The organism is Pseudoalteromonas sp. (assembly GCF_036960685.1).
In the GTDB taxonomy this organism is placed as follows: domain Bacteria; phylum Pseudomonadota; class Gammaproteobacteria; order Enterobacterales; family Alteromonadaceae; genus Pseudoalteromonas.
This window is the reverse complement of sequence record NZ_JBALXK010000003.1, coordinates 232,586-248,588: the sequence shown is the minus strand read 5'-3', so window position 1 is coordinate 248,588 and position 16,003 is coordinate 232,586. Positions and strand designations below refer to the sequence as shown.

Here is a 16,003-nt window from a genome sequence, read left to right as displayed (position 1 = left end):
TACCCATATATCGTTACTCAAATTTCAAATTTGATAAGAAACCACCCTGCAAGCCCTTTATATTTGCGTTATTCGTTTTATGAAGAAAAAAGAAAATACACATGAATAAAATCAAACTTAACCCAAATTCATTGCTTAATAGCAGTAAAAAAATATGGTTTACATGCCTGCTGATGGCACAGACCTGCTTTGTTATATACCTCACATTAGGCTACGGGCTTACAGGGGTCACTAGCGGAATATCTGGTTGGAGTCGTCTAAATAGCAGCGCCTATGTTGCTAACGATGAAACAGGAAACGTCATGTATGCGGCACATGTATTATTAGCCATCGTAATGATTATAGGCGGCAGCTTACAATTAATCCCCGCTATACGAACAAAGCACCCTCGCTTTCACCGTTATAACGGCCGTATTTTTGTGCTATTAGCCTGCACCATTTCGATGGCAGGTATTTACCTAATACTCGCCAGAGGAACTGTTGGCAACACATTGATGCATGGGTTAACTATATTTGGCGGTTGCGTGGTCATTTTATCAAGTATATTAGCTGTAATAGCTGCCAGAAAACGTAATATTAACCTTCACAAAATATGGGCAACACGCTTATATCTTGCGGCAAATGGGGTATTATTTTTTCGCTTGATGATTTTTGCTTGGTTCTTAATATTTGGTACTTTAGGAGTCGATACTACAACCTTCACCGGCCCAACCGTGTTAGCTGTTAGTATTTGCTCTTACGTGATCCCTTTGCTTATTGCTGAGCTGGTAAGATATGCTGAAGGTACAACGAATAAAGTTATTACAATCGCCACCGCAAGCTTAATGGTAATGATAGCCATTATTTTTCTAGTGGGTTTATTTGGGGTCGTGTTAGCCAACTGGTTCCCGGCAATAGTTAACTTATAGACATACTCCCCTCTATTCAAAAGGGGGAATTTCTGATTAACGTCCAATCAAAAGCCACTTTATTAATCAGTGGCTTTAGCTGATAAATCAACGCTAGGATCTGTAATGCGCGAAAAAATTAGTTCGAGCTTATCTAGCGGAAGTCGGTTATTCAGTTTTTGAAAATTCCCTGCTGCCCATTGCTGGTTGTTTTTCTCGGCAACCACAAACGAGAATACGTAATAGCCCTCTTGACCCATTCTTAAATCACTCATAATCACTTTTTCGTCTTGTTGATACACGCCATAAAGCCCCTTAGTGAAGTTTTGCAGTAAACTTATCCGCTTTGTACCAACAAGCTTTTCTAGTAGCGTGTTTTCGCTGAGGTAAAATTGCATATCAACGTTTGTAACGTTATCAAACACAGAGGCATAAATCTCATAATGCCCTTGTTCGGTCACGGCTACCCCTCGCCAAAGCATGGTATTAAGAGGGGTAGGCATACTTTCAAAGTGTTTAAATGTAATGTTCTGATTATTTAGCGCCTGATGAATCTTCTCGTTGATATGCCACTTTGCCGCTAAGCCCCACGTTAAATAAAGCGAACTGACAATTAACGCGCAGGTATTTATGCGTTGAGCTTGATTCTTAGTACGCACAAAACAAAGCCCAATACACGAGACTATAAGTGGCAGAGTATAAGCGGGGTCAATTATAAATATACTCGAAATACCGAACGGGTATGTCGAAAGCGGCCACAGTAACTGTGTGCCATAAACAGTAAAACTATCAAGTAAGGCGTGGGTACTCAAAATCAAAAATATAGCAATAGACCAGCGCGTTAACGACACCCCTTTAGCCCAATTCATTTTAAGTAAAAGCCATGCAAACAAAGGGCTAATTAATAGTTGCACAAGAATAGAATGGCTAAAGCTACGGTGCTGAACAAAGTTCTCAACATTGCCACCAAAATTAATCAGCACATCTAAGTCAGGTAACGTGCCAAACGCCGCACCAACCAATAGCGATTTTCGGCCAAGCTTATTGCCTAATACTGAATAAGCAACTGCGCTACCAAGTACAACTTGTGTGAGTGAATCCAATGAAAGCCCCTTTGTAGAATAGTTTAACCGCTAGCCTATGTTGTACGGCTTTATCACCGATGTCGATCTCAATAAGTAATTAGTTTTCAATTGGCTCTAGCTGAAAAAGCCAGCGCATTTACAACGTTAATTTGATACCCTAATTTTAGCTATAAAGTACGCAAAACTAATACCCTACGCGACTGCTTTATAAAAGCTCTAACTTGCTAATTATGAGAAAAAACATGTATAAAATAAACCTCTTGGCTCTTTCTTTAACTCTTTTTTCATTGCTAAGCCACGCTGATGACAATACCAATTTAAAAAATATAATTGATCAGCACTGGCAGCATGCACAAGGTGAAAAAATATTTTTTCGTACCGACCCAGATGGCTGGAAACCCAATGGCAAACTTGCTAATTGGACTGAGCAAGCAATACAAAAACGCCAAGCCTATAACAAACAAGTGTTGCAAAAATTAGCCGCTATTGACGCGCAATCTCTCAGTAAAGCACAGTTAATGAATTATCGACTGTTTAAATATGAGCGCGAAACCGAGCAAAAAAGCTACCAGTCATATGATAAGTATTTTCCTGTTAACTTTTTAAGCGGCTGGCACACCTACTTTGCTGAGGCTCCTGCAAACATGGCGTTTTTAACCACAGCCGACTACGACAACTTTTTAATCAGTTTGGACGACTACCCTCGCTTTAATCAAGAAAACATAAGCTTGATGAAAGAAGGTGTACAACACGGCTACACACACTATTGCACCACCTTTAAAAACTACGGCAAGAGCATCAGTGCGCATATTGTTAAAGATCCAAAAAATAGTGCTTTGTACGAGCCGTTCACTCGTATACCCAACACCTTTAGCCAACAGCAAAAGGCAGCTTATCAAGAAAAAGCAAAAAAGCTGATTAGCAATAAAGTGATCCCTGCGTACCAACATTTTTATGATTTTTTTGTTGATGATTACATGCCAAACTGCAGGGCAAAGCCTGGTATTTCGAGCATTAAAGGCGGGCTTGAATATTATCAATATGCAGTAAATTACTACACCACGACACAAGCGACACCTAAAGAGATCCATGAGTTAGGTCTACAGGAAGTCGCACGTATTAAAGCCCAAATGCAGGCTATTATTGACTCTCTGAATTTTAAAGGCACATATGCTGACTTCTTAAAATTTTTAGCCACCGATCCGCAGTTTTATGCCACCGACAAACAAGATTTATTAGAAAAAGCGGCCTTCATTACTCAAAAAATGTATGGCAAATTGCCGGCTTATTTCAGCCATTTACCGCGCAACACCTTCGCAATTAAAGACTCTGCAAGTCGAGGCGCTTTTTATATGCCACCGGCAGATAATCGCTCAGCAGGCACTTACTTCTTAGCCTCAACACCTTCGTTACAACCTCTATATAATTTAGAAGCCTTAAGTTTGCACGAAGCCATACCGGGCCATCATTTACAAAATGCGATAGCGATGGAGCTTGATGTACCGCAATTTAGACGCACATTGAACCACTCTGCATTTGGCGAAGGCTGGGGGCTCTATGCTGAGCGTCTTGGTAAAGAAGCCGGTTTTTATCAAGACCCATACAGCGACTTTGGCCGCTTAGGCTACGAAATGTGGCGTGCAGTCAGACTAGTTGTTGATACTGGTATTCACGCATTTGGCTGGAGTCGAGAGCGCGCGATTAACTACTTAAACGAGTACACGGCATTGCCACAAAGTGCCGTAGAAGACCAAATTGATCGTTATATATCATGGCCTGCTCAAGCGCTTTCTTACAAAATGGGCGAGTTAAAAATACGCGAGCTCCGGGCAAAAGCAGAAAAAGAGCTTGGAGCTAATTTTGACATTCGTCGCTTTCACGACACCGTAATTGGCCAAGGCTCACTGCCGATAGCTGTGCTTGAGGAAGTCATCAACGACTGGATAGCACAACAGAAAAAGTAACGCTCATTGCATTTGATTGATACATATTTATGTAATAAGTACCAGCCAACAACCATTAAGTAATCGTTGTTGGCTGACCTTTTATTAGTTGTTTTTACCTATAGGCCAGCACAACAGTAAACCACAAATTAGAACCTAAACCACTTCTTCGATTACAATTGTATTTTACTAATTCAGTAAAGAGTCAGTCCTGATTTGCTATCACTGTTGCAGCATTTCTTCGCTATTGCATGAGTCATCCAACGCCTTGCCTAGCTTCCAGTTTAAATGCCACGTTTAATCCAGCGGATAGAGGCCACCAATACGTTATGACCACTACTTTTCTAAGTGAACCACAACAAGTCGCACTGCAACAAGCGCTTATCAGCAGTAAGCTGCTAAATAGTTACACAATAAAGAGTGATAACACGCCCTCATCTGAGCAACATGCATATAGCCTTATTGCTGTAACACTCTATCGCTTTAATTTACAAAAGATTAAATGGTCATCGTTTTTAAAAACAGCAATAAATACAGCAACCGACGTATGCCAATGGATATCAAGCGAACTTGTCAGGTGCCAGCAAGACTACAAAGCCCAACCTAATGACGCTTTAATGATTGAACAACATGCATTTTTTAGTGGTATTTTTAGCGAAGAGCTCGCCTACATTGATGCCCAACTCGGGACTGAAGCGCAGGCTGAGTAAAGGTTTTAAGTTTAGAGGCGTGATTTGTATTATGGTAATTGTGTATTTTTATAAAACATTGACTTGCAAAAATAAAAACAAATTACCAGCCTAGACTGAGGAATAGAGGATCATTGATTTTAATCAATATAAAAGAGTTTTAAGGAAAGGCTTAGTCATAATGCTAAGCCATATAATTAGGGACTTGTATTCGTTTAATTATTAATTTCTATTTGACCGACCGCAATTGAGCCATCTTTCCACGTAGTGCGGCATTTCAGTGTAAGCACAGCGTCTCTTTCATAATTGTTATCAAGTGTTGTTGTATAAGATACAAACTGCTTTGAATCGATTGAGCTATTAGAAATATCAGCCCAATCAAAGCCTTTACCAGTACTAAATTTAAACCACTTATCTTTTCCACCGTCACTAACTTTACGTACACGTGAAATTGAACAGCCAGCATTTGCGCCAGTTAGACCCTCTGTAATACCATGAACTGTCAATTCAAACTGACCAATAGTACTATTTAAAGGAACGTTGCAATTAAAATAGCGATCAGAACGAGAAAACTCAGGATCGAATATAAAGTAGCCATTTTCTATAGAGCCTACTTTTTCAAGAGCTATTTGTTTGAGTGCCGGAAGGTCGCCTTGTGAAGCGATTAAGTTATTTACAGCTTGTGATTTAAAAACGACATCTTCCGAACAATGAGAAGACCCATCAAATACAGCTGCTTGTGTTATTGAAGAAACTGATGCTAAAACAATAGCTACAGTAGTTTTTTTCATTTTCAACATATTTATATCCTTATATGTTTGTGCTTATTACACATGTCCCTAATACGGTTAATATTATCATGCAAAATAAATTAAACAACCTTCTTTTATATTCAAAAATAAACTACCGATTAATAAGAAGCTTAGATTCTGTAATTATTTCACGCACGAAATGTTATTTATAACCTAATAAAATTGCGATACTTAGTGAAACTCATCTTGAAAGCTAACCATAAAAATTTAGAAAAATCTTAAAACACTTAACCCTTCCTACTTGAGTTTACCTAAAAGAGGAGTTTAATTTAAAAAGCTATACAACTTCATCAAAAGAGCTTTGAAATGACTACAACTTCATTATTAATAGCGTGATGCTCGGGTGGAAAACATTCGCGGCTAAAGCCAGCTCCTACAGAGTCCAGATAGGGGTCAGCGGCAGCCTCGTTTTGGCTCACCAAGCCAGCGCGAAAAAACCTTGAATAAGGTTTCTAATGTAGGTCGCGGATTTATCCCGACAAAAGTTAAAAACAGAGTTAACGAGTTTAATAAAACACGATTAACCATACCTATACAACTTTTCAGGCTAAAGCCCGACCTACGGCTAAATAAGCTTTTTAAGATAAATTAAAAGCTATATTTTAAGCTCAGCTTATAATTTACCGGCTCGCCTGGTTGAGTCCAAATTGCAGAGTAAGAGTTTGAATAATAGGTTTTATCCAGTACGTTATTAACGTTCAACTGGATACTCACATCATCATTAACATTGTAATTTGCGAACAAATTTACCAGCGTATACGAAGGTAAATAATAGGTAGGATCAATGGTTTCACCTAAGCGCTCACCTTCATACTGAACAGCTATACCAACGCTCGCATTTAAATCGATTAAGTCATTTAAATCTCTTTTAAGGCGCGCATTTGCACTGTGCTTAGGAATGCCTAGTAATGGGCTACCTTTTGGCAGCTTTACCCACCAATCTGTATTTACGGTGTCGTTTGCCGTTTTGGCATCAGTATAGGTATATGCAAAATCAAACGAAGTAGTGTCAGTAATATTACCATGTAAATCAAACTCAACCCCTTCGCTAGTTACTTCACCTAACGCAGTCGACACACCCGCTTGCAGATCTGTGGTTAGCATATTACTTTTTTCCGCGCTAAATACGGTAAAGCTGCCACTAACAGCATCGGTACTAAATTTAATACCCGCCTCAAAAGAGGTTGTTGCTTCCGGCTCAAATGCATCACCATTTATATCGTAGCCACTGTTTGGCCTAAAACCTTCCGAGTAACTGGTGTAATATTGTATGTCGTCTGAGTAGGCGTACACTAAACCAACCCGAGGGCTAAATGTACTTTGGTCACTCTTAGACTGGCTTTGATTGATGTGGTTATCTATTTGTTGATCAAACCAATCATAACGGCCGCCCACTTGCATTTTCCATTGCTCAGTGATGTCTATTTGATCTTGAATATAAACTCCGTAACTATGCTGTACTTCTGTGCTGTTATATAAAAGAGTGCCCTCTGGTGCTGTTTGCCCATACACAGGGTTATACATATTGATTGCATAGCGCGTATCTTCAAGCGTAGGGCGGTATCTGTACCAGAGTTTATCAAAATCAAACTTGCTGGCGTCGGCACCAATTAATAAGTGGTGGGTAAACCCAGCGGCTATTACGCTACCACTAAGCTCTGTACGCGCAGAGATATTTTTAGTTTGAAAATCACGCTCGTTATGTTGCCGACTCAATGTTTCACCATCAGTAAAATAAACTTGCCTGCTAGGTGCTAGTTCTGCATCGCTCGATTCACTTATAAATTTAGAATCACTATAACTAAAACCATTCAAAAGCGACCATTGCCCAATTTGATGTTCAAAAGTTAATTGATGAGAAATCGCATCAACTTCTGTTGGTTTATCATTTGGTTCACCTAAAAAAGTCTCAATAGGTAATGCATCTATATCCCCATCGACTGCAACAATACCACGGTCAAATGTCGCACTTTGATCCACATACTCAAGCTCATAGTTCAACTTTGTTGTGTCGGAGATTAACCATAGTATTGATGGCGTTATCACCGCTTTTTTATTCTCGTGATAGTCTCTAAAACTTTCGCTTTCTTCAATTGCGCCGTTTACTCTAAAAGCGAGTTGATCGGTAATTGCATTGGTGTAGTCACCTTCACCACGATAAGTTTGCCAGCTACCGGCCGATACTTTTACATACCCTTGCTCTTCAAACTGCGGCTTTTTAGTGATGATATTAATGGTACCACCAGGCTCAGAGCGCCCATAAAGTGCCGAGCCAGGGCCTTTCATCACTTCTACATAATTAATATTACTGGTATCGCGGGTGCCACTAAAGCTTCGACCTGATGAAAAGCCATTAATTAAAAAGCCAGATGGAATACTTTCATCGCCTACTAAACCGCGTATTGCAAAGCTTTCCCACAACCCGCCAAAGTCATTTTGTTCAGAAATACTAGGAGTTAAATCGAATATATCAGTCAGAGTGCTCACCCCTGCATCATCAAGGCTTTCAGCAGATATAAATTCAATACTTTGTGGTTGTTCGCTTAATGGCACATCGCCACGAAAGGCTTGCCTAACGCCCGAAACTGATATTTTTTCTATGCTTGGTGACGCTGTAGTTGCATAAACAGAAGGTGCTAAAACTGCAATTGTAAGGGCTGATATTTGGTGTCTTTTTATTAAATTCATTCTACCTCTTAGGTATTAGCGTGACTTAATCAATTAAGTTTATGCTCAAATTTTTTTTAATTTAACCTACTAGGCAAGCATTTGAACATGTAGGCAATAATAGTTATCATTTGGAATTCTATACAAACGAGACAAAAAACGCTACCCCAGTCAAAACAAATATTACAAAGTTATTAAATTACAATTTAGAAAAAGATGAACATATTAAGCTAGCCTGCATTACATTAGCTGCCTACGTGGCACACTGGCAGAAGTCCCTAAACTTAAAATCAGCAATTACAAATTTTATCTATAGGCAACGTATTTTCAGTTCAGAAAGATACAATGGTGAACTACCGTATAACCTGCAATGGCAAAGCAGTACAAAGTGCTGAAGTAATAAATGACTTAGTGAATGACCCTGCTCAAAAGCCTGTTACTAGCAATGATGCTGGCGTAGCAACACTCTCATTTGTATTGCCCCATGCTGTAGAGAAATGCTGTGGTTAGGTGCTGTATTTAGCCAAGATCTGATACCACCCCTGCGTTTAGCCCTCATCAGTTACAACTATAACGCCTCATAACAGTCAGTAATAATATTCAATACTTTCCACTTGCATTTACCTAAAAAGTGAACTTAATTTAAAAAAAATAACTCAACATCATTCAAAAGGAATTTGCAATGACTAAGTGCATAATCATCGTTAGTTTACTTTTTTGTTCACACGCTTACGCTGTAAACATTTTTCAGCTTAACTCAGAATCAAAAAATACTGATTTAGCTGCTATTCAACCAAACCACCCACAATGGAATGCCAGCTCAATTTATGTCGCAGGTGATGTAGTTACTTACAACAACAGCTTATTTATTGCCGCTTTTTGGGTTAAAGGTATTGAACCGATAGAAAACCAGCCGCATTGGGATGGCTGGATCTGGCTGCAAAATACCGTGATAGAAAAATGGCAAGCAAACAAAGTGTATCAAGCTGGCAGCCTTGTTAAACACGGTACTGACGACTTCCTTGCCCGCTATTGGAATGAGAATAACGAGCCAAAACCCCACAGTAGTTGGCAAAAAATTAAAGATTTATTTTACCTAACCCCAGATTTACCACCGGAACACCCTGACGACTATAAAACGTTGGACGGTGTTGATCAAAATGACAACGGTATTCGTGATGATTATGAGCGCTATGTGTATGAAAAGTTTGATTCACCGCAGCTCATCACCTTTAGTTTAGGTACAGCTTCAACATTACAACTCGTTATTGATATTGAGCAAGGGCGCATACCAAACTTAGATGCTGATATTGGCAGGCAAGTCATTATTGGAATTATGAATATCAATTACTGTACTAGGCAATTACAAAATGAGCACTCTACTTTTAGAAATCCTAAATCATTGTATTTCAATACAATTGATCGAGCTTATACGAACCGGAAAAGTCAAAATAAAATAGCAGATATTTTACGTTTTGAACCTGTTTTCCACTGGTTGGCTGATCAACATTGTGAAGCTTTGATAGGGGCTAAAAAATGAAAAAATATACCTTAATTATGGCCTTTATTTTTTCATACTCTGCATTTGCTAACTTACAAGCTCTTGACAGACACTGTAGTAAGCAAGTTGACTATGTACGCTTTTTCCATGTAAATGGAATGCTCACAAGTTATATTGAATATAAATCTAAGCTGCAGCCAGTTTAGTCGGAATTTTCTGACTGGTGAGCCTTTGGTACTTAGAGAGTAGCGGCTAAGATTTATCTTTCTTTTGTGGTTTTATCTGGATCTAATGCATCTCCTTCTAATTGATCATTATTAGGCTTGAATTCCCTTATTTTAATTTCATTATTAATTATATTTCTAAGTTGTTCATTGTTGGATACAAAAAACATTTCTAGAGAAAATGAATCTTGAAAAACAAGTTTTTGGATTTTGTTCTCAATTACAACCGCTTGTATAAGCTTATAACCATCAACAATTACGTTGGGTCGATAATAAATTGTATGCTGACTATATTCAGGAAAATCAAAAAAAACATTAACAGCCTCATTAGATATAGTCTCACAACCAACATTTATATGTGCAATATCATTACCCTCACAAATTACTGCAATGGGAGCCCCTGTTTCCCCAAAAACAGCTATTTCAGATAATATAGCACCATCATTAGGTTCTATATCTAATACAGCTCTACTTAAATTATCAACCGTTTTATAGAATGACTCTTTTTTTGAGTGTTGGTGGTACTTATGCTCATCAGCACTTAAATTAAAGGCCAGTGCCAGCATTAATAAAAAAACAATCCTTAAATTCATACATTCCATCATTTTAAACTAACATTAACGCTATCAAAGTACCTTAATTGGACACTTATTGCACTTGTAAATTTCATAAAATACCAACTTCACGTTTACCCCTCCCCCAACATCACGTCCTGAAAATAAGCCATTGATGAGTAATATCGCGCATGGAAATGGAAGCATGGATGCTGACAGGAACCCAGCTTCAGGGATGAACTGCTTGCAGCAGAATCAATTTGAAAACCGATCGCCCCTTGGTTGCCGTCAGCAATTTGGCAAAAAAACCTTGAATAAGGTTTCTAATGTAGGTCGCGGATTTATCCCGTTAAAAGTTAGCAAGTTAGCAGTAAGAACCATCAGCCAAGGTAATAAAACTTTTTTTGGCTAAAGCGCAACCTACAAACCCACGCGCCAGCAAGCTTAGCGCCTACGGTGGATATCTTTAATCTCGGTGTAAAATCATTAGTGGCTGAAACCATCTCTTAAACCAATCATACAATTAGCTCAATAAGTAATAACTATAAACCTAACCTCTTGATGAGGTAAAGTTTAGGTTTGCCCTCTTCTATCACTATTTTCATTTTAAACAATGGTTTGGATACTTTCATTAGATAAATAGTCTAGGGTTTTTCTATTTTTTGCACCATTTAGATTTTTTATAAGATTTTTATTGCTTAGTTTTCCACTATTACTCTCTCATCAAAAAGGAAAACTAAATGAAACTAAACAAATTAATAATTCCTCTCTTGTTATCGATTAATGGCTCTGCAATTTATGCAAATGAAAGTACCAGTGGTTTGATTGAACCTATCATGGTCACGATACCTGCGGGTACTTTTCAGATGGGCGATATAGATAAAGAAGATGCCCAGCCTGTTCATAAAGTCACGCTACCCGAGTTTAGCTTAGGCAAATATGAAGTAACCGTCAGAGAGTTTCGTCACTTTGTTAAAGAGTCTGGCTATGACATGCCAACTCAATGCATTCACCAATTAAATGGCTGGTTTAATTATGGAGCAACAGCAGGCACATGAGAAAACAACTCGCTCAACACCAGTGACTTTCAACCCGTAAATTGTATTGGTTGGAAAGCGGCTAATGCCTATGTTCAATGGTTAGCTGAAAAAACAGGTCGCCCTTACCGCCTGCCCAGTGAAGCTGAATGGGAGTACGCTGCAAGAGCAGGTACAACGAGTAAATATTATTTTGGTGACGACCCCGAGCAAACCCTCGTTTGTGAATACGAGAATACGGCTGATTTAACCGGCGAAAATATACTACAGCGAGATACCAACACTAGCTATGTTAACTTCTTTAATGGTAAGTCAAACTGTGTTGATCACTCTGCTTATGCAAGCATCGTTGGTATGTATAAAGCAAACCCATTTGGTCTACATGACATGATTAGTAATGTGGTTGAATTTACTGCTGACTGTTACAAAAACAACTATAAAAATGCCCCCACTAATGGCCAACCATGGACAGATGAGAATTGCGAAACCCATGTAGTCCGAGGTGGTAGTTGGCATTGGAATACGTTTGCGGTTAGTGAAAGAGGCGTCATGGGTAAAAAATTTATTGGCCCGGTAGAAGGATTAAGAGTTGCACTGGACGGCGCTGCACCAACAATGAAAAGCAACACAAAGCAATTTAAAAAAGCACTGAAAATAGCACAACACAGTGAACAGTTAAAGCGTGATGCGGTTTTACCCTACCCAGACAAAGTCACTAATTTAACCATAAATCAACAACAAGGCCTTGTTACTTTAAGCTGGGACAAGAGCGAGCAAGCTGACATTGAAAGTTACCGCGTTTACAGAAATCCTGCTGCTGGCAGCACGTTCGAGTTGTTAGCGCCAAACATAGTAGAAACAACATTTAAAGATGCCAATATCGATAACCACCAATATGAATACACGGTGGTAGCGGTTAGGCATCATCAACAAAGTGATTACAGTAATACGGTAAAAACACGAGCACCTTGGGTACAAATACCAGGAAGATTGGAAGCAGAATCAGCAATTGAGATTACCGGCTCCTCCGTAGGAAGAACCTCTGATGTCGATGGTAAATTCAATTTAACGGGCCCGCGCGGCATAAGTGATAAGGCGATAGTGAGCTATCAGTTAGAAGTCGCAAAATCAGGACATTATTCGCTTAGCTACCGAGTTGCAGCCCCTAATGATACTAAAGGCTTTGCAATATTAGTGAATGGCGAAGAGCTTGCCACAGAAAAAGTAACAGTTACGGGGGGTTATCATCAATGGGAAACCCAAACAGGCGCTACCATTTACTTAAACCAAGGCAGAAATAAATTAACGATACAATCACGTGACAAAAACTGGAAGCTAAACTGGGTTAACTTTAAACAAAATTAGCTTATTAAATAAAGCGTAAAGGCAGCAATATTGCTGCCTTTTACGTTTTAAGTGACGCTTAGTACAATTCATAAACTTAGAGACGTCAGCTTCTCTTCATTTATCCGTCGCCAATAGTCACTGCCTTTTTCATTAATATATTGAGAATAAAAATCATAATTTACTTGCGGGTTTTCAGTGCCGCAAATCAATAGTGCTATATCTAAGCTAAGGCTAAGATTACCCGACAATTGTGCTTGCTCAAAAGTACGTTCTGCGTGAGTAATAAATGCCTCAGTATCGTTTTGCGCATCTGCTAACAGCGTTTTCAAGTAAGAGTTATCTGCGCTATCTAATGTAATACCTGCCATAAGTGCTTGTGCGTCTGTTAGGCGGTTTTGACTTATATAGTATTGCATTAATTGCTTACGACTAGTTCGTGCAGCCCAAAATTCAGGCGTCAAAGTAGCAAGTTTTAGTACTTGTTTTAAATGAGGCTCTTTATCCTCAAGGCTCTTAGCAAAAATAGCATAGTGAAACGGTATGATAGCCAAGTGATAGCTAGGGAATTGATATGCCTTCATTTTACTTTCGGCTTCTGTTAAATAAAGGTATTTGTCGTCTTCTTGTTTATTTTTATGCGCCAACACTGATAAATAATTTATAGCATTTAGCTCACGTTGTTTATCGTGAGCCTCATAGGCTAACTTGGCTGACGTAAGCAAGCTATGCTTAATGGCATTATAATCAGCCTGATTATGATCTATCCACGACTGCGCAACTAATGCATCAGCTTGTCGGGGTAAATCATTAATTTTTTTAAATTGTTCTATCGCATTCGTCAGCTTTGTGGTGCTTAGGTCAAATAATTCTTTTCGAGTTAATATATCACTTTGAAAAAATAAAGCATTCCCAACGTATTGGGTGTTTTTCTGTGAAATAGCCGCTTTTTCAAGTTTAGTTGCCATCACCATCGCTTTTTCGCGTTCACCCATTCTTAAATAGCTATTTGTAAGTTGACTAAGAATAATGAGGTCGTTAGGTGCCTGCTGGTGGGCAATAGTTAAGTTTGCCTGCTGAACTGCAGGTGCTTGCGCCTCATTGAGTAAGTTATAAATAACGGGATTCTGTAAGTGGTTTAAAAGCTGTTTTGTCGCATCGCGTTGATCAGCCCCCAACACATGGCCACGCCAATCTGAAAATGGGCCCTTTAGAATAAAATCAATATACGTCTTTTGATTATAAGTACGCATAGTGCCTGATAAAATTAACGGATACTCACTGGCCAATTGAGGATATTCATAATCGGCTGAAACTTGAAAATAAGCAGTATTTAAATGAGGTATTTCAGTAAAGTCAAAGTGCTCATCATCACTAAAATTGACCTGCTTCGTGTCTGATTGAGTACTTAGCGGGATATACGCAATATTAATAACAGCTCTATTAACGTCTTCTGATGGCTTGGCGATTAAATACATCAACGCAATAGCAAAAAGGGTTAGCGCCGTAAACGCCATAACTAGCCATTTTTTTCGCTGGTGTGGGAATGCTAAAGCCTCTGTTGGCTGCTCTACTATATTTGAATTTACAGTGCTTGGCGTTTTTTCGGTATCACAATGAGTTGCATCAACTTTGAGTTGCCATTGATAACCTCGTTTTGAAAAGGTTTTAATTGCATGGCTACCAAAAAGCCCTCTTAAATTACTAATGCTTTGAAAAACAGCCTGCTCGGACACAACCTTGCCTTGCCAAACCTGCGATAAAATATCTTCTTTGCTAAATACAGTATCTGAATGCTCCAATAGCAGCTTAAGTACTTTGGCATCATTGTGGCGAATAGCCAAATCCTGACCATTATTTTTAAGTACCAAACTGGTACTATCAAACTCAAAAGTATCAAATATATAACGCATTGTTTTTATTATAATGGCTCATTTAGTGATTTAGTCTATCCACATTAGCGCTTAAACCAATGAAGAGTGTATGATTTACAATCATATAGTAAAAAATCACTTTAGTCTGTATGACAGGGGCTTCGGTTGAAGGCGCTAGGCGCTTAACGATTACTGAGGTGGAAATCAAGGTTAATTAAACGGCCTAAATTCATATGGCGCTCTTTATCCAAACCACGATGCATATTCACATAAATCGACGTCATTACTGGATGTATAGTCATATTTAAATTGAGTTTAAAACATAATAACACTTGGTTTTTGAATAAAAAGTTCAAGAAAACACAGCTGCCTGCTTGACCGGAACTTTCTAATGGGTGAGTCCTTTGGCTTCCAGAAAAACAGCCGTATTCCTGCGGCTGTTTTATTCATATTATTTTTTACTAAACTTTGGCTTGCCAATTTTAGTAAAAAATAACGCTATAACGATTATGAGCATTATCAAAAAAGCATAGTTACCTAAAAACTTAAAAGCACCAAATGCAATCGCAACCAACACGACACATAAAATTATAAAAAGAATATTTTTTAGCATGCTATACGTATCCCGCACTTAAAGCTGAAACGTTAGCTCGCGTACCATACGAAACCCTTGATTCTTTTTCATTTCATTTTCCTTATGTAAGTTTGGTATTCCATTAAAAGAAAAATAATATATTAGTTCCCACTTCAATACAATGCCTATAATTTAATCATTAACGATTTATAAATTCTTTAATACGAAAAGTAAACTACCAAAAGGTGGAAGCCATTTGGTTTTAATGCATATTCTCATCAATCGAGCTCATTACTAGGTGAATAGCCATATTTAAAGTGAGTTTAAAAACTAACAACACTTGGTTTTTTGAATAAAAAGATCAAGAAAACACAGCTGCCTGCTTGACCGGAACTTTCTAATGGGTGACCCATTCGATTTAATGGATGAGACCTTTGGTTCCAAAAAATAAAGAACCCGCCGAAGCGGGTTTTGTTTCTGTATCACCTTGCTTATACTGAGCAATACAAGCTCAAATCAATCAATTCGGGATGAAGCTTGCGTAAGCTTTGGTTCATCATTTCCGCCAGTTTTATTTGAAACTCCCAAGGTGCTGCTTTTGGATGTTTTGGATTCAAATATTGACTAAAGCATGAGTCTGTCACATTTAATTGTTTAGCCATCATAGTGCGAGATAACCTTTTCCCCTGCCCTCGATACTCAATAATTTTTTGTGTTACCCAGTCATTCATCATGGCTTTTATTACTGGCTGTGCGAGTTCTTTCAGGTCATCGCCTCCAGCTTGTTTGGAAGTGGCTAGCATACATCACCT

The 16,003-nt window shown here is 38.6% G+C and carries 14 protein-coding genes and 1 pseudogene; 9 read left to right on the top strand and 6 right to left on the bottom strand.

The features are described 5' to 3' along the window. The first annotated feature begins 101 nt into the window (after positions 1 to 101). On the top strand, positions 102 to 908 hold the full coding sequence (locus V7783_RS04750) for a DUF2306 domain-containing protein (protein ID WP_335677714.1): 807 nt from the start codon (positions 102 to 104) through the stop codon (positions 906 to 908). Between the two features lie 62 nt (positions 909 to 970). Here V7783_RS04750 and V7783_RS04745 read toward each other — a convergent pair whose 3' ends face one another. Next, entirely contained in the window at positions 971 to 1,990 is a 1,020-nt protein-coding gene (locus V7783_RS04745; RefSeq protein WP_335677713.1) for a metal-dependent hydrolase, read from the bottom strand. A gap of 224 nt (positions 1,991 to 2,214) precedes the next feature. Here V7783_RS04745 and V7783_RS04740 point away from each other — a divergent pair, with 224 nt between their 5' ends. Together V7783_RS04740 and V7783_RS04735 are read left to right on the top strand one after the other, a co-directional pair. Next, on the top strand, positions 2,215 to 3,936 hold the full coding sequence (locus V7783_RS04740; RefSeq protein WP_335677712.1) for a DUF885 domain-containing protein: 1,722 nt from the start codon (positions 2,215 to 2,217) through the stop codon (positions 3,934 to 3,936). A 308-nt stretch (positions 3,937 to 4,244) separates the two neighbouring features. Then, on the top strand, positions 4,245 to 4,625 hold the full coding sequence (locus V7783_RS04735; protein WP_335677711.1) for a hypothetical protein: 381 nt from the start codon (positions 4,245 to 4,247) through the stop codon (positions 4,623 to 4,625). Between the two features lie 194 nt (positions 4,626 to 4,819). Here V7783_RS04735 and V7783_RS04730 read toward each other — a convergent pair whose 3' ends face one another. Together V7783_RS04730 and V7783_RS04725 are read right to left on the bottom strand one after the other, a co-directional pair. Further along, positions 4,820 to 5,404 (bottom strand): hypothetical protein, encoded by a 585-nt coding sequence (locus V7783_RS04730; protein ID WP_335677710.1) that lies wholly within the window; start codon positions 5,402 to 5,404, stop codon positions 4,820 to 4,822. Between the two features lie 600 nt (positions 5,405 to 6,004). After that, positions 6,005 to 8,104, bottom strand: coding sequence for a TonB-dependent siderophore receptor (locus tag V7783_RS04725; protein ID WP_335677709.1), 2,100 nt, complete (start codon positions 8,102 to 8,104; stop codon positions 6,005 to 6,007). 324 nt (positions 8,105 to 8,428) lie between these two features. Between V7783_RS04725 and V7783_RS04720 the strand changes: the two genes are divergently transcribed. From V7783_RS04720 to V7783_RS04710, 3 genes are all read left to right on the top strand, one after another. Further along, positions 8,429 to 8,593: a hypothetical protein gene (locus V7783_RS04720; RefSeq protein WP_335677708.1), complete on the top strand. Its 165-nt coding sequence runs from the start codon at positions 8,429 to 8,431 to the stop codon at positions 8,591 to 8,593. 172 nt (positions 8,594 to 8,765) lie between these two features. After that, the gene (locus V7783_RS04715) at positions 8,766 to 9,623 is read left to right on the top strand and encodes a chitodextrinase (protein ID WP_335677707.1); all 858 of its coding nucleotides are present in this window, start codon (positions 8,766 to 8,768) and stop codon (positions 9,621 to 9,623) included. Beyond that, positions 9,620 to 9,790, top strand: a complete 171-nt coding sequence (locus V7783_RS04710) for a hypothetical protein (RefSeq protein WP_335677706.1) — start codon at positions 9,620 to 9,622, stop codon at positions 9,788 to 9,790. Before V7783_RS04715 ends, V7783_RS04710 begins: the two co-directional genes overlap by 4 nt. Before the next feature lie 53 nt (positions 9,791 to 9,843). Here the strand turns inward: V7783_RS04710 and V7783_RS04705 are convergent, their stop codons facing one another. Continuing rightward, a complete protein-coding gene (locus tag V7783_RS04705; protein ID WP_335677705.1) occupies positions 9,844 to 10,401 on the bottom strand; it encodes a hypothetical protein in 558 nt (185 codons plus the stop codon). A 136-nt stretch (positions 10,402 to 10,537) separates the two neighbouring features. Here V7783_RS04705 and V7783_RS04700 point away from each other — a divergent pair, with 136 nt between their 5' ends. The 3 genes and pseudogenes from V7783_RS04700 to V7783_RS04690 all read left to right on the top strand — a co-directional run bounded on the left by V7783_RS04700 (position 10,538) and on the right by V7783_RS04690 (position 12,764). Further along, positions 10,538 to 10,774 carry a hypothetical protein gene (locus V7783_RS04700; protein ID WP_335677704.1) on the top strand — a complete coding sequence of 79 codons (237 nt, stop codon included), beginning with the start codon at positions 10,538 to 10,540 and terminating at the stop codon, positions 10,772 to 10,774. Between the two features lie 328 nt (positions 10,775 to 11,102). Then, positions 11,103 to 11,912: pseudogene (locus tag V7783_RS04695) on the top strand (formylglycine-generating enzyme family protein); the annotation flags it as partial. Between the two features lie 36 nt (positions 11,913 to 11,948). Then, positions 11,949 to 12,764: a carbohydrate-binding protein gene (locus V7783_RS04690; RefSeq protein ID WP_335677768.1), complete on the top strand. Its 816-nt coding sequence runs from the start codon at positions 11,949 to 11,951 to the stop codon at positions 12,762 to 12,764. Positions 12,765 to 12,832: 68 nt separating this feature from the next. Here V7783_RS04690 and V7783_RS04685 read toward each other — a convergent pair whose 3' ends face one another. Both V7783_RS04685 and V7783_RS04680 read right to left on the bottom strand, forming a co-directional pair. Beyond that, positions 12,833 to 14,656, bottom strand: coding sequence for a winged helix-turn-helix domain-containing protein (locus V7783_RS04685; protein WP_335677703.1), 1,824 nt, complete (start codon positions 14,654 to 14,656; stop codon positions 12,833 to 12,835). Positions 14,657 to 15,682: 1,026 nt separating this feature from the next. Continuing rightward, positions 15,683 to 15,994: a hypothetical protein gene (locus tag V7783_RS04680; protein WP_335677702.1), complete on the bottom strand. Its 312-nt coding sequence runs from the start codon at positions 15,992 to 15,994 to the stop codon at positions 15,683 to 15,685. Between the last annotated feature and the right edge of the window lie 9 nt (positions 15,995 to 16,003).